The organism is Terrisporobacter petrolearius, assembly GCF_020748185.1.
Classification (GTDB): domain Bacteria; phylum Bacillota; class Clostridia; order Peptostreptococcales; family Peptostreptococcaceae; genus Terrisporobacter; species Terrisporobacter petrolearius.
Genome location: NZ_JAHZMO010000030.1, coordinates 1 through 23,323 on the forward strand (window position 1 = coordinate 1; position 23,323 = coordinate 23,323).

A 23,323-nucleotide genomic window follows, 5' to 3' on the forward strand; every position below is an offset into this window, starting at 1 on the left:
ACACCGCCCTTTCACGGCGGTAACAGGGGTTCGATTCCCCTATGAGTCACCATGCGGGTGTAGCTCAATGGTAGAGTTCCGGCCTTCCAAGCCGGCTGTGAGGGTTCGATCCCCTTCACCCGCTCCAATTTAATTAATTCCCGGGACCATAGCTCAGCTGGGAGAGCACCTGCCTTACAAGCAGGGGGTCACAGGTTCGAGCCCTGTTGGTCCCACCATTAAAAACACAAACGCGGCCTGGTAGTTCAGTTGGTTAGAATGCCAGCCTGTCACGCTGGAGGTCGAGGGTTCGAACCCCTTCCAGGTCGCCATAATCATGACTCATTAGCTCAGTCGGTAGAGCACTTGACTTTTAATCAAGGTGTCCGGAGTTCGAATCTCCGATGGGTCACCAATTATTCATAAAAACCATGTATAAATTTATACATGGTTTTTATTTTACTAAAATAAAATGTATGATGAGAGTCAGAGCTTATTTTTATATAAGCTCTATTTTTATTGAATAATTCATTATTTACTACTCATTATTCATAAACCCCTGAAGATGTAAGGTTTATTGTTAAAACATTATATTATAAATTATTTAAATTATTTTAAATGGGTAATATATATTAATGAATAAATTTTATAATAAATGTTCATACAAAAGGTCAATAATAGAATTATTATGGTATAATTATTATTGTAATTATACGGAACGGATGTTCTAAAGGAGTGAGGAGATATGGATTTTGAAATTCAATCAGCTTTTAAGCCAACCGGGGATCAGCCAGAAGCAATAAAAGAGATTGTTACTTCAATTAATAAGGATGAAAAATTTCAAACATTACTAGGGGTAACAGGTTCGGGTAAAACTTTTACTATGGCAAATATAATTAGAGAGGTAAAGAAACCAACCTTGATCCTGGCTCATAATAAAACTTTAGCCGCTCAATTATATAGTGAGTTTAAAGAGTTTTTCCCTAATAATGCAGTTGAATACTTTGTAAGTTATTATGATTACTATCAACCAGAAGCTTATGTAGCATCTAGTGATACATACATAGAAAAAGATTCAAGTATAAATGATGAAATAGATAAACTGAGACACTCAGCTACAGCATCTATATTAGAAAGAGATGACGTAATAGTAGTATCTTCTGTTTCTTGTATTTATGGTATAGGAGATCCGGACGATTATAAAAAACTTATGTTATCTATTAGAACAGGAATGGAAATTGATAGAGATACACTTATAAGAAAATTAGTTGACATACAATATGAAAGAAATGATATTAACTTTGTTAGAGGAACTTTTAGAGTTAGAGGAGATATTTTAGAATTATTCCCAGCAAGTGATGATGAAAAAGCTATAAGAATAGAATTTTTTGGTGATGAAATAGATAGAATAGTGGAAATTGACTATGTTACAGGGAAAATTTTAGGAACAAGAAGTTATATAGCAGTATTCCCAGCATCACACTATGTTACAACTCCAGAAAAAGTTGCTCATGCAGTGGAAGCTATTGAAAAAGAGCTATTAGAAAGAGTTCAATATTTTAAAGAAAATGATAAATTAATAGAAGCTCAGAGAATTGAACAAAGAACTAAATATGATATAGAAATGCTTAATGAAATAGGTACTTGTCAGGGAATAGAAAACTATTCAAGACATATAACAGGAAGAGAAGAAGGTGAAAAACCTTATACATTAATGAGTTTCTTCCCAGATGATTTTTTATTAATAGTAGATGAATCTCACGTTACTATTCCTCAAGTTAGAGGTATGTATGCAGGAGACCGCTCAAGGAAACAATCATTGATAGAAAATGGATTTAGATTACCTTCTGCTTATGACAATAGACCTTTAAATTTCTCTGAATTTGAAGAAAATATAAATCAAGTACTGTTTGTTTCTGCAACACCAGGGCCTTATGAAATAGAGCATTCTACAACTGTGGCACAGCAAATAATAAGACCAACAGGTTTATTGGACCCGGTTATAGAAGTAAGGCCAATTGAAAATCAAATAGATAATTTAGTTGGTGAAATAAATGAGGTTGTTGAAAGGAAAGAAAGAGTATTAATTACAACTTTAACTAAGAAAATGAGTGAAGATTTAACTAACTATTTAAAAGAGATAGGAATAAGGGTTAAATATTTACATTCAGATATAGATACACTGGAAAGAACAGAAATAATTAGGGACTTAAGACTGGGCAAATTTGATGTATTAGTAGGTATAAACTTACTTAGAGAAGGTTTGGATATACCTGAGGTTTCTTTAGTTGCAATATTAGATGCTGATAAAGAAGGTTTCTTAAGGTCTGAAACTTCATTAATACAGACAGTAGGACGTGCGGCTAGAAACTCGGAAGGTAGAGTTATAATGTATGCTGATAAGATTACACGTTCTATGGCAGCAACTATTGAAGAAACTAAGAGAAGAAGGGAAATACAGTCTCAATATAACGAAGAAAACGGAATAACTCCTAAAACTATTGTTAAAGAAGTTAGGGATAGTATAGAAACACTTAAACCAGCTGATGAAGAAGTTGTATTTGGAATTGCTGAGAGTAAAGATGAATATGGAGTTAAAAATAATATAGAAACGCTACAAAAAGAAATGATGGAAGCTGCACAAAACTTACAATTTGAAAGAGCAGCTCAGCTAAGAGATAAGATAAAAGAGTTGGAAGAAAGGATAAAGAATTAATGGAAGATAAAATCATTATAAAAGGCGCAAAAGAACACAACCTTAAAAATGTCAGTATAGAACTTCCTAGAAATAAGTTTATAGTTTTCACAGGGCTATCGGGTTCTGGAAAGTCCTCTTTAGCTTTTGATACTATTTATGCAGAAGGTCAAAGAAGATATGTGGAAAGTTTATCAGCTTATGCTAGACAGTTTTTAGGTCAAATGGAAAAACCAAATGTGGAATATATAGAAGGTTTATCACCAGCAATATCTATAGATCAAAAAACAACATCAAAAAATCCTCGTTCTACAGTAGGTACTGTAACAGAAATTTATGATTACTTAAGGCTTTTATTTGCAAGAGTTGGGGATGTACATTGCCCTACATGTGGTGAACCAATATCTCAAATGACCATACAAGAAATAGTAGATAAAGTAATTGAATTACCTGAAAGAACAAAGATTCAAATTTTATCTCCAGTAGTGAGAGGTCAAAAAGGAACACACAAAAAACTTATAGAGAGTATTGCTAAAGATGGTTTCGTAAGAATAAGAGTTAATGGAGAAAATCAGGAAGTAAGCGATGAGATTAACTTAGAGAAAAATAAAAAACACAATATAGAGGTTGTTGTAGATAGAATAGTTGTAAAAGATGGAATAGAAGGAAGGCTTGCTGATTCCATAGAAACGGCTGTCAAATTGTCTGATGGGCTTGTTATAGCTCAAATAATAGACGGAGAAGAAATATTATTTTCTACTAAATTTGCTTGTCCAGAACATGGAATAGGAATCGAAGAATTATCACCAAGAATGTTCTCATTCAATGCTCCTTTTGGTGCTTGTGATGTATGTAAAGGTCTAGGAGAAAGTAGAGAAGTTGACCCAGATCTTATTATACCAAACAAGGAATTAAGTATTAAACAAGGAGCTATAGCAGCCTGGGGAAGTGTAAGTACAAGTGATGATACATATTATAGTAAAATGGTGCAAAGTTTAGCAGAGCATTTTAATGTATCTTTAGATACACCATTTAAGGACTTACCAGAAGATTTTGTTCAAGAATTACTTTACGGTGAAAATAATGTAATGGTTCAATTTATATTTGATTCAAAATTTGGTGGAAGAAGAGAATATAAAGCTCCTTTTGAAGGTGTAATAGTAAACCTTGAAAGAAGATATAGAGAAACTAACTCAGAATATTCAAGAGATAAAATAGAAGAATATATGGCTGAAAGACCTTGTCCAAAATGTAAAGGTAATAGGCTTAAAAAAGAAGTGCTATCTGTTTTAATAGGTGGAAAAAATATAATGGAAGTTACAGATTTATCTGTAAAAGAATTATTAAATTTTGTTCAAAACTTAGAGCTAAGTGAAAAAAATAAGTTTATAGCCCATGAAATTTTAAAGGAAATAAATGAAAGAGCATCTTTCTTAAAGGATGTTGGACTTGAATATTTAACTTTATCAAGAAAAGCTGGAACTTTATCAGGAGGAGAAGCGCAAAGAATTAGGCTTGCTACTCAAATAGGTTCTGCTTTAGTGGGAGTTTTATATGTACTAGACGAGCCAAGTATAGGACTTCATCAAAGAGACAATGAAAAATTAATAGGAACTTTGAGACATTTGACTGATCTTGGAAATACATTAATTGTAGTTGAACATGATGAAGATACTATGAGAGAAGCTGACCATGTAGTAGATATAGGGCCAGGTGCAGGTATTCATGGTGGAGAAATAGTAGCTCAGGGTACTTTAGATGAAATATTAGAAAATCCTAATTCAATGACGGGATTATATTTAAGTGGTAAAAAAGTAATAGAAATACCTGATAGCATAAGAGAAGGTAATGGGAACTTTATAGAAATCAAAGGTGCCACAGAAAATAACTTAAAAAACATTAATGCAAAGATACCTCTTGGGAAATTTGTATGTATAACTGGCGTATCAGGATCAGGTAAAAGTTCATTAATTAACTCTATTTTATACAAGGGTGTAGCAAGTAAGGTTAATAGATTAAGACAAAGACCTGGAAAACATAAAGAAATTCAAGGTATTGAAAATATCGATAAAGTAATAAATATAGATCAAAGCCCAATAGGAAGAACTCCTAGATCAAACCCTGCAACCTACACAGGTGTATTTGATCAAATAAGAGACTTATTTGCTACAACTAATGAAGCTAAAGCTAGAGGATACAAAAAAGGAAGATTTAGTTTCAATGTTAAAGGTGGCAGATGTGAAGCTTGTAAAGGTGATGGTATAATTAAAATAGAAATGCATTTCTTGCCTGATGTTTATGTCCCTTGCGAAATATGTAAAGGAGAGAGATACAATAGAGAAACTTTACAAGTTAAATATAAAGACAAGAGTATAGCGGATATTTTAGACATGAATGTGGAAGAAGCAGTAAAGTTCTTTGAAAACATACCATCAATAAAAAGAAAGCTGGAAACACTAATGGATGTAGGACTTTCTTATATTAAACTTGGCCAACCTTCAACTCAGTTATCAGGAGGAGAAGCACAAAGAATTAAACTTGCAACAGAATTAAGTAAAAGACCAACAGGAAAGACTTTATATATTCTTGATGAACCTACAACGGGACTTCATATGGCAGATGTTGATAAGTTAGTTCATGTTTTACAAAAGTTAGCTGATACAGGAAATACTATAGTTGTTATAGAACATAATTTAGATGTTATAAAAACTAGTGACTATATTATAGACCTAGGGCCAGAAGGAGGAGACAAAGGTGGAAAAATAATAGCCACTGGAACTCCTAAAGAAGTATCTAAAGTAAAAGGTTCATACACGGGACAATTCCTGAAAAAGTATTTTGAATAAGTATGGAAATTAAATATTTTAAAAGACTAAAGAAAAACTTCTGATTTTTATATATAAAGATTAGAAGTTTTATTATAGGAATGAACTTTGAGCAACGCAGTTACCTGAAGTGAGTCACCCATGCAGTGGCTCAAAGCGGTAGCGAAGGTAGCTAGTTAGCGATATAAGGGAAGCGGATTTTTGGAGGAAAAAGTGTTTGATATACAAGAGCAATTAAAAAAACTACCAGCTGAGCCTGGAGTATATTTAATGAAGGATGAAAATGACAAAATAATCTATGTGGGAAAAGCTATCTCATTAAAAAATAGAGTAAGACAATATTTTCAATCATCAAAAAATCATTCTTCTAAAGTAAAATCAATGGTTAAAAATATCAAATCCTTTGAATATATAATCACTGATTCAGAGCTAGAAGCTTTAATTTTAGAATGTAATTTAATTAAAAAATATAGACCAAAGTACAATGTGTTGCTAAGAGATGACAAAACGTATCCTTATATAAAAGTAACAGTGAATGAGGATTTCCCAAGAGTATTAAAAGTTAGAAGAGTACTTAGAGATAAGGCAAAATATTTTGGACCATATACAAATGTGGAAGCAGTCAATGATACTTTAGATGTTATAAGAAATATTTATCCCATAAGAACTTGCAATGTAGATATTGAAAGAGCTATAAAAAGTAATATGAGGCCTTGTTTAAATCTTCATATAAAAAGATGTGTGGGACCTTGTACTGGAAATGTTTCAAAAGAGGAATATAACAAAATGATAGAAGAAATATTATTATTTTTATCTGGAAAAGAAGAAACTTTAATAGAAATTTTAAAAGAAAAAATGAATAAATGTTCTATGGAATTTAATTTTGAAGAAGCGGCTCTATACAGAGATAAAATAATAAACCTTCAAGATATGATGCAAAAACAAAAAATTGATGTATCTACAGATGATGTTAATCAAGATATCATTGCTATGGCTTATAATGATGAAGAAGCTTGTGTGCAATCATTTTTCATTAGACATGGGAAAATTGTTGGAAGAGAGCACTTCATATTAGAAGGAACAAAAGATTCTAGTAAGGAATCTATACTTAGCTCTTTTGTAAAACAATTCTATCTGAAAGCAGAATATATTCCAAAGGAAATTATCATTGAATGCGAAATAGAAGATCAGGTAGTTCTTGAAGAGTGGTTATCAAATATTAAAGGTCAAAAAGTATTTATAAGGGTTCCACAAAAAGGAGATAAAAAAAGTCTGATATCAATGGTTAAGAAGAATGCCATGGAATATTTAGAAAAATTCTCTAATTTAAATAAAAGAAAATATGAAAAAAGCGAAGGGGCTTTAATAGAGCTGGCGGAAGTACTAGGTTTGGAAGAACCACCAAGAAGAATAGAGTCCTATGATATATCTAACATACAAGGTGTAGATTCCATAGGTGTTATGGTTGTTTTTACAAATGGACTTAAAGATAAAAAAGAATATAGAAGATACAGAATAAAAACTGTAGAAGGTCCCAATGACTATGACTCTATGGCAGAAATTTTAGATAGACGATTGCAAAAAGGGGATTTTGCTGATTTAATATTACTAGATGGTGGAAAAGGTCAAGTTAGTGCTGTAAAAAAAGTTTTTGATAAATATGGAATAGATATTCCTTTATGGGGAATGTATAAAGATGATAAACATAGAACAAAAGGATTAATATGTGCATCAAAGGAAATTGAACTAGATAAAACATCAAATTTATATAGATTCGTTGCAAGTATACAAGAAGAAGTTCACAACTATGCTATAAGTTATCACAGAAGCTTGAGAAATAAATCATTAACGAAATCTTCTTTAGACCATATACCTGGTGTGGGAGAAAAAAGAAAAAAAGCTTTATTATCTAATTTTAAAAGTATTGAAGATATAAAAAACGCATCAGTAGAGGAATTATCTAAGGTAGAAGGGCTAAATAAAAGTGTAGCAGAAAATATTTATGATTATTTTAGAAAGGGAGAATAAATAATTGATAGAAACAGTAAAAGACATAGTATATATATCTCAATTAGTTGAGGATTTAAATTTGGAAGTAGTATATATGCCAAAAGGTAAAGAATACTACGTAGAGTCAGAAGATGTAAATAGAACAGGCCTGCCATTAGCTGGATATTTTGAGTATTTTCCATATGAGAGAATTCAAATAATAGGAAGAACAGAATATACTTATTTTCAAAATATAAAAAAAGAAGAAAGAGAAAAAAGACTAGATAAGTTTTTCTCTTATGAAATACCTGTGTTAATAGTCACAAGGGATTTAGATATAGATGAAGACATAATAGCAAGTGCTAAAAAATATAATAGAGTTGTTTTAAGTAGTAAATGCAATACTACAAGGTTTATAAATAGACTATCTAATTATTTAGATAACAAACTGGCACCTCATGTTACTATGCATGGAGTTTTAGTAGATGTATATGGTATAGGTGTGTTGATAAAAGGTGAGAGTAGCATAGGTAAGTCAGAAACTGCTTTAGAATTAATCCAAAAAGGTCATAGACTTGTAGCTGATGATGCCGTTGAAATTAGAAAAGTTGATGATAGTAGATTAGTAGGACAAGCACCTGAAATATTAAAACACTATATGGAAATCAGAGGAATTGGCATAATAGATGTAAAGAGTTTATATGGTGTTGGAGCCATAAAAAATCAAAAAGCTATTGATATAGTAATTGAACTGGAAAATTGGAATCAACAAAAGTATTATGATAGATTAGGTTTAGACAGAGAATATGAAGAAATACTAGGAAGACAAGTTGAAAAACTAGTAATACCTGTTAAACCAGGAAGAAATACTTCTATGATAATTGAAGTTGCAGCTATGAATTTTAGACAAAAGGGAATGGGTATAGATGCAGCTCAAGAATTTACACAAAAATTATCTCAAGTAATTGATAAATAAATTAAAAAGGAGTTATGATATTTTAAAAATATCATAACTCCTTTTAATTTTTAATTAATAGGTAAATTATTAGCTGTTAGCATTCAGCGTCAGCAAATACATTACTTTTATCATAGTATTCAGTATGAAGTAATTCATGAGATTTGTGTCCGCCTCTTTCACCTAGGAAATCATCATATAATTTGATGATATCTGGGTTAGCATGAGAAAGACGTTGTGGTTTATTAGCATCTATTTCATATAAAGCTTTAGCTCTTGATTTAACTTTATCATAGTCTCCACCATGATAAGGTTGACCAGCACCAGCAACACATCCACCAGGACAAGCCATGATTTCTATTACATGATACTTACAAGTTCCAGCTCTTAATTCATCCATTAATTTTCTTGCATTTCCTAAACTACTTGCAGCAGCTACATTTACTGTATGACCAGCTATTTCTAAAGAAGCTTCTTTTATTCCGTCCATACCTCTAACTACTGTAAAGTCTAGAGATGGAGCTTCTTCTTTAGTTATATCATGATATGCAGTTCTAAGTGCAGCTTCAAGAACACCACCAGTAGCACCGAATATATCAGCAGCTCCTGTAGAATATCCAAGTGGACTATCAAATTCAGCTTCTTCTAAGTTAGCTAAATCTACACCAGCTTCTTTTATCATTCTAGCTAATTCTCTAGTAGTTAATGATAAATCAGTATCTAAATATCCATCTTGACCTAATTCTTCTCTTGAAACTTCGTATTTTTTAGCAACACAAGGCATTATAGACATAACAATTACTTCATCAGGTTTTTTACCTAAAGCTTTTTCAGCAAAGTAGTGTCTAGCTATTGGAGAGAACATGCTTTGTGGAGATTTACAAGTAGATAAGTATCCTAATAAATCTGGGAATTCATGTTCCATAAAGTTAACCCAAGCTGGACAACAGCTAGTTAATATAGGAAGCTTTTCACCTTTAACAAATCTATTTACAAACTCATTAGCTTCTTCCATTATAGTTAAGTCAGCTGCAAAGTTAGTATCAAATACATAATCAAATCCTAAAGCTTTTAATGCAGCAACCATTTTACCAGTAGATATAGAACCTGGCTCTAATCCAAATTCTTCACCTAAACCAACTCTTACAGCTGGAGCAGTTTGAACCATAACTGGTTTTTCTTTTTGACCTAGAGCAGCCCAAGCTTCAGCAGTATTATCTTTTTCTATTAAAGCACCTGTTGGACATACGCTTATACATTGTCCACAGAAAGTACAGTTAGTATCAACTAAATCAACACCGTAGAAAGTAGAAACTTCTGTACCAAATCCACGGTTGATACCAGATAATACACCAACTGTTTGAACTTCGTTACACATAGTTTCACATCTTCTACATAGTATACATTTTGCATGATCTTTAACTATAGATTTAGTAGAAGTATCAACAGGAACATAAGATTGGTCTCCATCAGAGAATCTTACATTTCTTATTCCTAGATCTGCAGCAATATCTTGTAATTCACAATTTCCGCTCTTAATACAAGACAAACAATCTTTTGGATGGTCTGATAACATTAATTCAACAACATTCTTTCTATATTTTAATGCTTCTGGTGAATTAGTATTTACAACCATACCTTCTCTAACTAATGTACCACAAGCAGGAACTAATCCTCTTCCAGCACTAACCATACATACACGACAAGATGCACAATGGTTATCAAATTTTATATCATCCATATGTAAATGACATAGGCTTGGTATTTTAACATTTACTTGTTTTGCAGCTTCTAATATTTTTGTATCAGAAGGAACTGAAACAGCTTTGCCATTTATAGTTAAATTAACTAAACTCATTAATAAACCCCTCCTTAGCGTAATTATCTTTTAACAATTGCACCCTTCTTACATTTTTCTATACAAGTACCACATTTAATACATACAGAAGTATCTATAATATGTTTTTCTTTCTTTTCACCGCTTATTGCATCAACTGGACAGTTTTTAGAACATAATCCACAACCAATACAATCATCAGTAATTACAAAGTCTAACATAGAACTACATTTTCCTGCTGGACATTTATGGTCTTTAACGTGAGCTAAATATTCATCATAGAAACAATCCATAGTACTTAATACAGGGTTAGGGGCGCATTTTCCTAGACCACATAAAGCAGTATTTTTTACAGTTAATGCTAAATCTTTTAGATCAACTAAGTCTTGCTCGCATCCTTTACCTTCACAGATTTTGTCCAATAATTCATATAATCTCTTTGTACCTATACGACAAGGAGTACATTTACCACAAGATTCCTCAACAGAGAAGTCTAAGAAGAATCTAGCTATTTCAACCATACAGTCAGTTTCATCAAGAACAAGCATACCACCAGAACCCATCATAGAGCCTATAGAAGCTAAAGACTTATAATCTATAGGAGTATCTAAATCTTTAGTAGAAATACAACCACCAGATGGTCCACCAGTTTGAACAGCTTTAAATTCTTTATCATGTAAAATACCGCCACCTATCTCATAAACGATCTCTCTAAGTGTAGTACCCATAGGAACTTCAACAAGTCCAACATTGTTTACTTTTCCACCTAATGCAAAAACTTTAGTACCTTTAGAATCTTCTGTACCATAAGAAGTAAACCAATCAGAACCTTTAGTTATTATAACTGGAACATTACCGAATGTTTCAACATTATTTAAGCAAGTAGGAGCATTCCATAAACCGTGTTTAGAAGAAGAGAAAGTCTTCATTCTAGGCTCACCACGTTTACCTTCTATAGAGTGCATTAAAGCAGTACCTTCACCGCAAACGAAAGCACCAGCACCATATTTTAATTCAAGTTTAAAGTTAAATCCGCTACCCATTATGTTTTCACCTAATAGACCAGCTTCTTCAGCTGCAGCTATAGCTATTTTTAGTCTTTCGATAACACGAGGGTACTCAGCTCTTATGTAGATATATCCTATATCAGAACCAATAGCATATCCACAGATTGCCATAGCTTCCAATACATTATGAGGATCACCTTCTAATAAAGATCTATCCATAAAGGCACCTGGGTCACCTTCATCAGCATTACATACAACAAATTTTTTACCGTTAACAGGAGGGTTTTTAGCAGATGCTTCCCATTTTACTCCCGTAGGGAATCCAGCTCCACCTCTACCTCTAAGTCCTGAAGCTTTCATTTCTGCAACAACTTGTTCAGGAGTCATTTCATTCAAAGCTTTTCCAAGACCTAAATATCCACCGTTAGCTAAATATTCTTCAAGACGCTCTGGGTGTATAACACCAAGATTTCTTAAAGCTATCTTTTCTTGTTTTTTATAGAAAGACATATCTTTTTCATTATTAACTCTTAAGTTATCTAATGAAGGCTCTTCAAATAATAATCTTTCAACAACTACATTATTTTTTATATGACTTTCAACAATTTCCTTAGCATCTTCTGGAGAAAGATGCACATAGAAAACGTTATCAGGATAAACTTTTACTATAGGACCAACAGCACAGAATCCAAAACATCCAGTTAATTCAACTTTAGCTACATCTTCAAGACCAGCTTTTTTTATTTCATCTTGTAAGGCTTCTAAAACCTTTATACTACCAGAAGAAGCACATCCAGTATCACCACAAACTAATATTTCTCTTTTTGTAGGAACACCATCAACGCCGTCTTTTTTTCTTAAATCAAGAAGAGGTTTGTACCCTTCAACAGCAGCTTCTAATTCAGCATAAGAATTAATTCTTTTCATGTATTATCCCCCCTAACAGCTCATTTCTACTTCTTTATAGTCGTTTATTATACCTGTAACATCATCAGGTGTAACTCGGCTATATACTCTACCATCAACAACAACAACAGGAGCAAGTCCACAAGCACCTACACATCTTAAACACTCAATAGTGAATTTAAGATCAGGAGTAGTTTCTCCAGATTTAATTCCCAATTGTTTTTCGAATTCTTCAAGAACAGCGTTTGCCCCTTTAACGAAACAAGCAGTTCCTAAGCATACATTAATTTTGTGTTCTCCAACTGGAGTAGTAGAGAAATAAGAATAGAAGCTAACAACGCCGTATACTTTGGCAGGAGAAAGATTTAATTTTCCTGCTATATAAAGTTGAACCTCTTTTGGTAGATAGCCAAATATACCTTGAGCTTCTTTAAGTACATATATTAATGCACTCTCATCAGCCTCAGGAAGAGCAGCGATTAAGCTATCTAATTCATCAAATAATTTTTTGTTTTGTGAAACAAAATTGCACATGCAAATTCCCCCTTTTCATTTTGAAGTTAGTCATAGTAAATAATTAACAGCAAAAACTTAAAATACATTCTATAAATTTTAAGAGGATGTATTTATAAAATTAGCTAACTAAAAATTTATAGAGTTAAAAATTTAACATTTAAAAATTTCTATAAAAATATATAAAAAATACTAATATAGAAAAATTTGTAATTCTACTTTATATTATAGTATAAGGATATGTTAAAAAGCTAATAAAAAATTATAATTCAAATATAGAATAATTATAAAAAAATCAAGGAATTTAGAATTTCTTTTAATAAAGTAAGGAAAATACTAAAAAATTAATCATTAAATTAAAAAAATTAAGTAGAGTATGATAAATAAATTAAATATTAAAGAATAATTTAAATATTCTGAAAAAATAAAATGAATATAATAATAACAGATTATCCAAAGTAATAAATTATTTATTTTTGTTATAAATGGATAAATTAATTGCAAAATAATGTTAAATAAATAACAAGATATAACAACCTAATATATTTAAAACATTATAAATGGAAACAGTGAAAATAAAAATAAATGTCGAAAATTACAAAAACAAGTAATGAAATATATGAAAATATAGATTTTAATAAATAAAAACTGACAAAAGAACTCAAATGATGAAAGCAAGTAGTTATATATATATGTATATAATGTTAATAAATTGATTATTCCTTAATTTAAAAATTTTTTTATAATGTGGTCAATGGATGTAAGAATGGCTTCTATTTAAAGTAGTTGAAATTAAAAAAAGATAGATGTAATAAAAATTACATCTATCTTTGAGGAATTTTAAATTAAACTATTAAAATTATGCTTGGTTTACAGAACCGAATAGTTCCATTTTTTCTTTAACGCATGCTTTTATAGCATCAACACCTGGAGCTAATAATTTACGAGGATCAAATCCTTTACCTTGTAAATCTTTTCCTTCTTCTATATATTTACGAGTAGCTTCAGCAAATACAACTTGACACTCAGTATTAACATTTATTTTAGCAACGCCTAAAGATATAGCTTCTTTTATCATTTCTTCTGGTATTCCACTTCCACCGTGTAATACTAAAGGCATAGAACCTGTAGCTTGGTTTATTTTTCCTAAAACTTCGAAGTTTAATCCAGTCCAGTTTTCAGGATATTTACCATGAATATTTCCTATACCAGCAGCAAGGAAATCTATTCCTAATTCAGATATAGCTTTGCATTCTTGTGGATCAGCAACTTCACCAGCACCAACAACACCGTCTTCTTCTCCACCTATAGAACCTACTTCAGCTTCTACAGATATGCCTTTTGAATGAGCTATTTCAACTAATTCTTTAGTTTTAGCTACGTTTTCCTCAAATGGATAATGAGAACCATCGAACATTACAGAAGAGAATCCTGCTTCTATAGTTTGTTTAGCTCCTTCATAAGAACCGTGGTCTAAGTGTAGAGCAACTGGAACTGTTATGTTTAATCCTTTTATTAAACCATTTACCATTCCAACTATTGTATCGTATCCACCCATGTATTTTCCAGCACCTTCAGATACTCCTAAAATAACTGGTGAATTATTTTCTTGTGCAGTTAATAATATTGCTTTTGTCCATTCTAAGTTATTTATATTGAATTGACCTACTGCGTATTTTCCTTCTCTTGCTTTAACTAGCATTTCTCTTGCAGAAACTAACATATTTAAACCTCCAAATTTTAATTAAGTTTAAAATTTATAAAACCTACCCATCATTTATATTATATAACTAAAACAAAAAAGAGTATAGACCCAATTATAATAAGCAAAAATTTCAATTATAATATATAATAGTGATTATGCTATTTAATATGGAAATAAATTATTTAAATAAAAATACTTCTTAAGGAGGTAAGCAAAGTGGCGAAAAAATTAAGAATAGATAAAATTCTTTCTAACGTAGGATATGGAAGTAGAGCAGAAATAAAAGTTTATTGTAAAAAAGAACTAGTCAAGGTAAATGATAAAGTAATATCAAATCCTGGGACACAAGTTGATACTGATACTGATAAAATAGAATTTAATAATGAATTAGTAAGATATAGAGAATTTGTTTATATAATGATGAACAAACCAGATGGATATTTATCAGCAACTTTTGATAAAAGAGATCCAATAGTTTTAGATTTAATAGACTCATCTTATCTGGCATTTGAACCTTTTCCTGTTGGAAGATTGGACAAGGATACAGAGGGACTTTTGGTTTTAACTAATGATGGTAAATTGGCTCATAGAGTATTATCACCTAAAAAGCATGTACCAAAGACTTATTATGCAAAAATTGATGGTGTAGTAACAGAAAAAGATGTAAAGGCTTTTGAAGAAGGTGTAACTTTAGATGATGGGTATGAAACTATGCCTTCTCAGCTTAAAATTCTAGAAAGTGGAGAAACATCTGAAATAGAACTTACTATACATGAAGGTAAATTTCACCAAGTAAAAAGAATGTTTGAGAGTGTGGGCAAAAAAGTAGTATACTTGAAAAGACTGTCTATGGGCAAATTAAAACTAGATGAAACATTAAGTCTAGGTGAATATAGAGAATTAACTGATGAAGAAGTTAAATTAATAGAAGAAAGATAAAAGAGCGGAGGAAATTATAGTGAAGAGAAAAGACATAATTGAATTTGAAGTAGGTTCTATGGAATTTGGAGGAGAGTCTTCAACTTTAATAGGAAAAAGAAAAGTAAAAATGAAGGGCGGAATTACTGGTCAAAAAGTAAAGGCTGTTGTTAAAAAAGCAAGGAGTGAAAAAGCTGAAGTAAAATTACTTGAAGTAATAGAAAATTCACCAATAGAAACTTCACCAGTATGTGACCATTTTGGTGCATGTGGAGGTTGTTCCATATTATCAGTACCTTATGAAAAACAATTAGAAATAAAAGGCGAACAAGTTCTAAATTTATTTGAAGAACAAGGAATAGAAGAATTTGAATTTTTAGGAATAGAAGGAAGTCCAGTTGAAAGATTATACAGAAATAAAATGGAGTATACTTTTGGAGATGAAGTAAAAGGTGGACCTCTTACTTTAGGAATGCACAAAAAAGGAAGACATTTAGATATTATAACTGTTGATGATTGTAGATTAGTAGATGAAGATTTTATAAAAGTATTAACTTCTACAGTTGAATATTTTGCAGAAAAGAATCTTCCTTATTATAGAATAAATTCTCACCAAGGTTATTTAAGAAACTTAGTAGTTAGAAAAGGTGTTAACACAAATGAATTAATGGTTAATATAGTAACTACAACGCAAGAAGATTTTGACATGACTGAGTATAAAGATATGATATTAAATCTTGGTACAAAATCAGAAGTAGTAAGTATATTACACACTATAAATGATGGTCTTGCTGATGCAGTTAATTGTGATGAGTTAAGAGTTTTACATGGAAGAGACTATATAGAAGAAGTAGTTTTAGGGCTTAGATTTAAAATATCTCCATTCTCATTCTTCCAAACAAATACTAAAGGTGCTGAAAAATTATACAGTATAGCCAGAGAATTTGTGGGAGATCATGAAGGAAAAGTATTATTTGATTTATACAGTGGAACTGGAACTATAGGGCAAGTTATGGCAAGTGCTGCGAAACAAGTTTATGGTATAGAAATAATAGAAGAAGCTGTTGTTGCAGCTAACGAAAACACTAAATTAAATGGGCTTAATAACTGTGAATTTATAGCTGGAGATGTGGCTAAAGTTGTTAAGACTCTATCTGAAAAGCCAGATTTAATAATAGTTGATCCACCAAGACCTGGTGTTCACAAAGATGCTATAAGAGATATTTCTGGATTTGGTGCTAATGAGATAGTTTATATTTCATGTAATCCTAAGACTTTAGTTTTAGATATAAAAGGATTCGAATCTTATGGATATAAGGTTGAGAAAGTTAAGTGTATGGACATGTTCCCAAATACACCACACGTTGAAGTCGTAACACTGCTTACTAAGTAAGCAGATGTACGTCTCATGTCAGGAATGTCCAAGAAGACGAGCAGAGCGAAGTGTGATTGGGAACATCCTACGATGGAGAGTATAATTCTGATGACGTATTGTGGTTCAGAGGAGAAATTAATAGGATTTGACCACAACATATAGTGGTTTGAGGGCGAAATTCGGGTCAAAAATTGGCTAAAAAAAACACCGATTTTTGACCCTTTTAAATAGGGCATTTGACAGATGATATTGGATAATTGGAATGATGACAACGGATATGTAACATTAGATACTTTAATTATTCTTTTATAAAAAGATTGAGTTAATGGATGATATTTATGTCATTGATCATCTCATTTAGATTTAATATCATATAGATTATACATACACATAATTTCTCTTTTTAAACTATCGACTAACTCCGAAGGTTGAATTACCTTTGCATTTGTTCCAAGCTTTAAGAGGAGTTTTGTATAAAAAGGAATTTCATTTGAATCAATTGTCTTTTTAAGTGTGTAGTAATTATTATCAATATACTCTAGATCGTTTTGCAAAAAATAGATGTCTTTACATTCTAAATAGGCAATTCTATTTAATTTTACATGTAAATCAATTGGATTGTTAATTGGATAGTTTGATAACCATTCTTTTAAAGACATGAGATTTTCAAAAGTATCCATACTTTTTTCAAAGTCTATTATTCTATCTACACGATATAATCTGTATTCCATTAAGTCTATATCAAGAGCAGGAGAATACCATTTGCCATCATATGCATAAATTCCTAGTGGAACAATCTTCTTATGTGTCTTTGATTTGGGGGAGTTATATTGCATCAATACTATATTCTTATTTATAGCAGCAGCTATTATCTCTTTTAAAAAAGGTGTATCATGTTTAAATCCATATTCATTAATTTGAAGTGTATTATCTAATTCTTTAAATTCATTTAAAGTATCTTTAGGCAAAAGTGAGTATATTTTTTCTTTAACTGAGCTAATGCTTAAATTAAAAGGTAAATTATTATAATTGCCAAGATAGTTAAAAGAGAAAAGAATTGCAAATATCTCATCTTTTGAAAAAAGTATAGGGGGATATACTTGATTATCTAGTACTTTATAACCTCCATTTCTGCCTTGCTTTGAGTATATAGGTATGCCCATATCTGAAAGATCAGTTATATATCTGTGAGCAGTTCTTACGGATATATTAAACTCATTTGCAACTTCTCTTGCTGTAAATTCTTTTTTTGAATTCACAAACCAAATTAAATCGAACAATATTGTAGTCTTATTCATATTTCCTCCTTAAAGTGACAATTAGTGTCATGTTTACATTATATACTTATTTTATTAAAAGTTTAAGGGGGATGTTATGAAAGATAAAATTATAGTAAAAGGAGCAAGAGAAAAGAATTTAAAGAATATTGATGTATGTATTCCAAAGAAAGAAATCACAGCAGTAGTTGGGCCATCTGGTTCAGGAAAATCTGCCTTAGTATTTAACACCATTGCTGCAGAATCACAAAGGCAGATGAATGAGAGCTATTCCAGTTTTATTAGAACAAGATTAGGGAAGTTTCCACAGCCAAAATGTGATGAGATTAAAAGACTATCACCATCAATTATTATAGATCAAAAAAAGATTGGAGATAATAGCAGGTCTACAGTAGGAACAGTAACTGATATATATTCAAAACTTAGACTCTTATTTTCTAGGTTTGGAAAGCCCTTTGTAGGATATTCAGATAGCTTTTCTTTTAATAATCTAAAAGGTATGTGTGAAGTTTGTGAGGGAATTGGAAAGATAAGGGATATTGATACAGAAAAGATTATAGATAAAAATAAATCGCTAAATGAAGGAGCAATTCTATTTCCTACATTTCAAGTAGGAGGATTTAGATGGAGTAGGTATGTAGAGTCTGGTTTGTTTGATAATGACAAAAAAATCAGTGATTATAATGAGAAGGAACTTCATCTGTTATTATATGTAGATGAAATAAAATTAGAAAATCCAAGTCATAAATATCCAAAATCAGCAATTTATGATGGATTAATACCAAGAATAGAAAAAGCTTTTTTTAAAAAGGATATTAGGGAAGGTAGAGTTTATAAACATGAAATAGATAAATATGCAAGAGAAATTATCTGCCCAAAATGTAATGGAGCAAGGTTAAACGAAAATATCTTAAAATGTAAAATAAATGATAAAAACATCTATGATTATTGTAGACTTAGTATAGAGAATTTAATAATTGAGCTAGAGAGTTTAAGCATAAAAAATGTAAAAGAATTGATAGATTCAATTTTAAAAGATCTATATAATTTTAGATTAGTAGGGCTTGATTATTTAAGTTTAAGTAGAAATACTGGAACTCTTTCAGGAGGAGAATCCCAAAGAATAAAGATCATAAAGCAACTTGGAAGCAGTCTTGTAGATCTATTATATATCTTAGACGAACCAAGTGTAGGTTTGCATCCAGAAGATATATTGAGGATAAATAGATTATTGATAGATTTAAAGAAGAAAGGAAATACAGTATTAATTGTTGAACATGATATTGATATGATAAAGATTGCTGATAATATAGTAGAATTAGGACCAGGATCAGGAGAAAAAGGTGGAGAGTTAATTTTTTCAGGAAGATATGAAGATTTTCTAACTGCAGAGACGCTGACATCAAGGGAATTTAAAAAGAAGAATGAATTAAACAATGAAATAAAGACTTTTAAAGAGTGGATAGAAGTTAATAAAGCAAAGGCAAACAATCTAAAGAATATAAATATTAAGATACCTAAAAATGCAATTACTGTAGTAACTGGAGTTGCAGGTTCAGGGAAATCATCACTTATGGATATCGAATTTAGAAAGAGATATCCTGAAGCTATTTTTATTGATCAAAAGAAGATATATACAAATGTCAGATCAACAGTTTCAAGCTATATAGGGATATTTGATAACATTAAAGATATCTTTGCCAAAAAAAATAACATATCTCCATCTTACTTTAGTTTTAATTCCAAGGGTGCTTGCCCAGAATGTGGAGGCAAAGGTTATATAAAACTAGACTTAGCATATATGGATGACATAGTTAGCCAATGCGAAGCATGCAATGGAAAAAGATACAATGATAGATCACTTAAATATAAGGTAAATGGTTTGAATATAAGTCAGGTATTGGATTTATCAATTGAAAATGCTTTAAGCTATTTTAAATACTTTAAAATTAATAAAATTTTACAGCAATTAATAGATGTAGGGATTGGATATTTAACTTTAGGACAGAGCTTAGATACACTATCTGGAGGAGAACTACAAAGATTAAAGCTATCTATCAATTTAAACTTAAATGGAAGTATTTATGTCTTTGATGAGCCAACAACAGGTCTACATGTAAAGGATATTGATAGATTGATAGGGATATTTAAGAGATTATCTGGAGATAACACAATAATAATTATTGAACATAATTTAGATATAATGCGTATTGCCGACTGGATTATAGACTTGGGACCATATGCTGGAGAGGAAGGTGGGTATTTATTATATCAAGGGAGAATTGAAGGGATATTGAGATCCCAAAAATCAATTACAGGAAGACATTTAAGGAAATATCTTTAGGAATAATCATTTTAGATAATGAAGGATACAGAGTGGATTTAATTGCTTGTTAATCTATCCTTGCCAGAAGTAGTAAGGGTATAATAGGTTGATGGATAGAAAACTTATTCATTTACTTTCAAAATACATTGTACTGGTGTTGCTGGACGGCTATAAATTTTTACTAACTTTACCATTGCATAGTAACCGCTAAGGGTATAATATCAATCTACGACACCTTTATTGTCACCTCAAGGCATGTGGAATGTGTTGTCTTGATTACAAGAGCGTTGTCATCTAGAATAAAGTCCTGCTCTTTTAAATAAGGTCCTGCTTCTTCTATAATAAAGTTCTGCTTACTTCAAAAATTCCTTCCAATAATAAAGGAAGAAAAGCAGGAAGTAAATACAGGAAAAAGGAATAAAGGAAAGAATAAAACCAGGAAGTAAAGGCAGGAAAAAAGATAAGAGAGAAAAGCAAGAAATAGGCATAATGACTAAGGTTCAAGGAGCATAAAAATGGATAAAAGATTGAAATAATAAGGGGAAATCCTTCATTTATTCAATGGTTTTATCCTTCTTTTTTACCCATTTCTAATCCCTATTCCCTGAATCCTTCCCCCGGTTTTATCAAATCTTTATTCTAATTTTAATATAGTTTTGCTTCTGATTTTGAAAGAGGAAATGAAAAAAGAGGGAAAATAAGCAGAACTTTATTATAAAGGGACAATAGGCTGATATCAAAGGCATTGAAGGTTTCTAAGTAAATATTGAAGTGTGTTTTATGTTCCCTTGAACTACGGTTTGAGGGAAAATTTTCTGTTAGGGGTAAGGTTTATATACTTAAAAAACAAATTAAGAGTTTCTTTAGACTTTTTTTATTGGTTCTTTAACTTTATATATCATAATGAGTACATCAATTAAATTCATGGAGGTGCTTCATAATGGAAAAATTTCATTTATATATAGTTCTTACAAGAACAAATACTGTGATGTCTAATCTCATCCGAATTTTTAAAAATGATGAGTATACTCATGCAGCTATTTCTTTAGATGAGGAACTCAATCATATGTATAGCTTTGGAAGAAGGAACACGTACAATCCCTTTATTGGAAGGTTTAGAAAAGAGGATATCAACGAAGGTGTATACAAGATTTGTAATACCTTGCCTGGTGCAATAATTGAGATTGAGGTATCCAAGGGGCAGTATGAAAAGGCAAAGGTACTATTAGAGCATTTCATTTCTAATAGCCACCTTTATAAATATAACTATAAGGGGCTTGTACATAGCTTGTTAAACAAACCAGTATGTAGCGATTATAGCTTTTTATGCTCAGAATTTGTATATCACATCTTAAAGGAAAGTGGCATTGTAGATATTAAGATATCAAGAAATCTGGTTAGACCTCAACACTTGCTGAACATTGGAGGTAGAATGATTTATAAAGGTAATCTCAAAGAAATAAAAGTATTAAAGAGCAATTCATATTCAAAAAAATTAAGAACAAGGAGGCTGAGTGCAATATATGAATGAACCTAAGGATAAAATAAAATTTAACTTTTATATAATAACGATTATGGTTGGACTCATAGGGATATTTGTTTATATGAAATCAAGTGGTATTTTAAATTATATGTCATCAGCTGAAGAATTTAAGAAATATATTGAGGGATATGGCAAGAAAGCCCATATAGTGTTTTTTATTGTTCAGTTCATATCCGTTATTATTGCTCCAATACCTAGCAATGTAAGTTCAGTGGTAGGTGGGGCAGTATTTGGCATGTGGGGTTCATTTTTTATAAGCATACTGGCAATCTTAAGCGGTTCTACTGTAGTTTTTATTCTTGGGAGAAGATTTGGAAGAACTTTTGCTGAACAGTTTATAAACCCTAAACTTTTAAATAAGTATGAACAACATTTTTCATCCAAGAAAGGGGAACTATTACTTATACTACTATTATTTCTTCCGTTTTTCCCTGATGATGCTATCGGTTTTGTAGCAGGACTTAGTAAGATAAGTTTGAGTAGATATGTTATAATAATGATGCTTACAAGACCTTGGGAAATACTTGCTGCATCAGCATTAGGTTCTACAAAAATAATAATGCCATTGTGGGTTTGGGGAGTATTAGCTTTAGTTGTTATATGTATAGCCAAAAATGGTGATATGATAGAAAAAAAGTTAGTTTCTATCATTAAGATAAGATGAATTTCATAAAATTTTTAACTATGGTAATATATAAAAAAACTAGAATTTTAGGCAGGTGTTAAGACGTAATGAATAATAAAATTTCAATATTGGTTATAGAAGATGATAGCGACATAAGTAATATGATTTGTGATTTGCTGCAGCAAAATAGCTACAATGCAAGACCAGTTTATTCAGGCACTGAAGCTCTGATGGTTTTTAATAATAAAATTGACTTAATACTGCTTGATCTTATGCTTCCTGGGCTTAAGGGAGAATTGGTACTTCATGAAATAAGAAAATATAGTAATGTTCCAGTCATAGGGCTTACAGCAAAGAGTGATAAAACTTCTACCATTAATCTATTGAAGTCTGGTGCTGATGATTATATTGTTAAGCCATTTAATAATGATGAACTTCTTGCGAGAATTGAAGCACAGCTGAGAAGGTATAACCAGTCCTCAAGTTCTCCCAATAAAAATAATAAGTTAACTTATAAAGATATATCTGTAGATGTAGAAAAATTTTTAGTAGAAGTAGGCAGTACCCAAGTTAACCTTACTAAGAGAGAATTTTTGATTTTAGAATTATTGATGAAATATCCTAAGAAGGTCTTTACAAAATCAAATCTTTACGAACATGTGTGGAATGATGAATTCTTTGGTGATGAAAATACTATAAATGTACACATTAGCAATATTCGTTCAAAGCTTTCCAAGGCAAATCCATCAGAAGAGTATATACAAACTGTTTGGAGAATAGGCTTTAAGATGAGCGAGTAAACTTTAGACTTTCTTAAGACTTATTTTATTAATTCTTAAACACCATGC

At 31.0% G+C, this 23,323-nt stretch carries 15 protein-coding genes and 4 tRNA genes; 14 read left to right on the top strand and 5 right to left on the bottom strand.

The window, feature by feature from the left end; all coding sequences use genetic code 11:
- Window positions 1-53: 53 nt before the first annotated feature.
- The 8 genes from K0040_RS14475 to hprK all read left to right on the top strand — a co-directional run bounded on the left by K0040_RS14475 (window position 54) and on the right by hprK (window position 8,464).
- Window positions 54-127: transfer RNA gene (locus K0040_RS14475), tRNA-Gly, on the top strand.
- A 15-nt stretch (window positions 128-142) separates the two neighbouring features.
- A tRNA-Val gene (locus K0040_RS14480) sits at window positions 143-218 on the top strand.
- A 16-nt stretch (window positions 219-234) separates the two neighbouring features.
- A tRNA-Asp gene (locus tag K0040_RS14485) sits at window positions 235-311 on the top strand.
- Window positions 312-318: 7 nt separating this feature from the next.
- Window positions 319-394 (top strand) — tRNA-Lys (locus K0040_RS14490).
- Window positions 395-724: 330 nt separating this feature from the next.
- Window positions 725-2,695 (top strand): excinuclease ABC subunit UvrB, encoded by a 1,971-nt coding sequence (gene uvrB, locus K0040_RS14495; RefSeq protein ID WP_228109482.1) that lies wholly within the window; start codon window positions 725-727, stop codon window positions 2,693-2,695.
- The gene (gene uvrA / locus K0040_RS14500) at window positions 2,695-5,520 is read left to right on the top strand and encodes an excinuclease ABC subunit UvrA (protein ID WP_228109483.1); all 2,826 of its coding nucleotides are present in this window, start codon (window positions 2,695-2,697) and stop codon (window positions 5,518-5,520) included. Before uvrB ends, uvrA begins: the two co-directional genes overlap by 1 nt.
- 192 nt (window positions 5,521-5,712) lie before the next feature.
- Window positions 5,713-7,527, top strand: a complete 1,815-nt coding sequence (uvrC, locus tag K0040_RS14505) for an excinuclease ABC subunit UvrC (RefSeq protein ID WP_228109484.1) — start codon at window positions 5,713-5,715, stop codon at window positions 7,525-7,527.
- 4 nt (window positions 7,528-7,531) lie between these two features.
- Window positions 7,532-8,464, top strand: a complete 933-nt coding sequence (gene hprK, locus K0040_RS14510; RefSeq protein ID WP_265588895.1) for an HPr(Ser) kinase/phosphatase — start codon at window positions 7,532-7,534, stop codon at window positions 8,462-8,464.
- A 76-nt stretch (window positions 8,465-8,540) separates the two neighbouring features.
- On the opposite strand, the gene K0040_RS14515 is transcribed toward hprK, so the two are convergent.
- The 4 genes from K0040_RS14515 to fba form a co-directional block, all read right to left on the bottom strand.
- A complete protein-coding gene (locus tag K0040_RS14515) occupies window positions 8,541-10,301 on the bottom strand; it encodes an NADH-dependent [FeFe] hydrogenase, group A6 (RefSeq protein WP_228109485.1) in 1,761 nt (586 codons plus the stop codon).
- A 23-nt stretch (window positions 10,302-10,324) separates the two neighbouring features.
- Window positions 10,325-12,214: an NADH-quinone oxidoreductase subunit NuoF gene (locus K0040_RS14520; RefSeq protein WP_228109486.1), complete on the bottom strand. Its 1,890-nt coding sequence runs from the start codon at window positions 12,212-12,214 to the stop codon at window positions 10,325-10,327.
- A gap of 12 nt (window positions 12,215-12,226) precedes the next feature.
- Window positions 12,227-12,727, bottom strand: coding sequence for an NADH-quinone oxidoreductase subunit NuoE family protein (locus K0040_RS14525; protein WP_228109487.1), 501 nt, complete (start codon window positions 12,725-12,727; stop codon window positions 12,227-12,229).
- Window positions 12,728-13,565: 838 nt separating this feature from the next.
- Window positions 13,566-14,429, bottom strand: coding sequence for a class II fructose-1,6-bisphosphate aldolase (gene fba, locus K0040_RS14530; protein WP_018592009.1), 864 nt, complete (start codon window positions 14,427-14,429; stop codon window positions 13,566-13,568).
- A gap of 198 nt (window positions 14,430-14,627) precedes the next feature.
- Between fba and K0040_RS14535 the strand changes: the two genes are divergently transcribed.
- Window positions 14,628-15,350: a pseudouridine synthase gene (locus tag K0040_RS14535; RefSeq protein ID WP_228109488.1), complete on the top strand. Its 723-nt coding sequence runs from the start codon at window positions 14,628-14,630 to the stop codon at window positions 15,348-15,350.
- 19 nt (window positions 15,351-15,369) lie between these two features.
- Window positions 15,370-16,722 carry a 23S rRNA (uracil(1939)-C(5))-methyltransferase RlmD gene (gene rlmD / locus K0040_RS14540; RefSeq protein ID WP_228109489.1) on the top strand — a complete coding sequence of 451 codons (1,353 nt, stop codon included), beginning with the start codon at window positions 15,370-15,372 and terminating at the stop codon, window positions 16,720-16,722.
- Between the two features lie 335 nt (window positions 16,723-17,057).
- Here rlmD and K0040_RS14545 read toward each other — a convergent pair whose 3' ends face one another.
- Complete coding sequence (locus tag K0040_RS14545; RefSeq protein WP_228109490.1) at window positions 17,058-18,002, bottom strand: helix-turn-helix transcriptional regulator; 945 nt, start codon at window positions 18,000-18,002, stop codon at window positions 17,058-17,060.
- 76 nt (window positions 18,003-18,078) lie between these two features.
- Between K0040_RS14545 and K0040_RS14550 the strand changes: the two genes are divergently transcribed.
- The 4 genes from K0040_RS14550 to K0040_RS14565 all read left to right on the top strand — a co-directional run bounded on the left by K0040_RS14550 (window position 18,079) and on the right by K0040_RS14565 (window position 23,275).
- Window positions 18,079-20,325: an ATP-binding cassette domain-containing protein gene (locus K0040_RS14550; RefSeq protein WP_228109491.1), complete on the top strand. Its 2,247-nt coding sequence runs from the start codon at window positions 18,079-18,081 to the stop codon at window positions 20,323-20,325.
- Between the two features lie 922 nt (window positions 20,326-21,247).
- A complete protein-coding gene (locus tag K0040_RS14555) occupies window positions 21,248-21,838 on the top strand; it encodes a hypothetical protein (RefSeq protein WP_228109492.1) in 591 nt (196 codons plus the stop codon).
- A complete protein-coding gene (locus tag K0040_RS14560; protein ID WP_228109493.1) occupies window positions 21,831-22,514 on the top strand; it encodes a TVP38/TMEM64 family protein in 684 nt (227 codons plus the stop codon). Before K0040_RS14555 ends, K0040_RS14560 begins: the two co-directional genes overlap by 8 nt.
- Window positions 22,515-22,582: 68 nt before the next feature.
- Entirely contained in the window at window positions 22,583-23,275 is a 693-nt protein-coding gene (locus K0040_RS14565; protein ID WP_228109494.1) for a response regulator transcription factor, read from the top strand.
- Window positions 23,276-23,323: the final 48 nt, after the last annotated feature.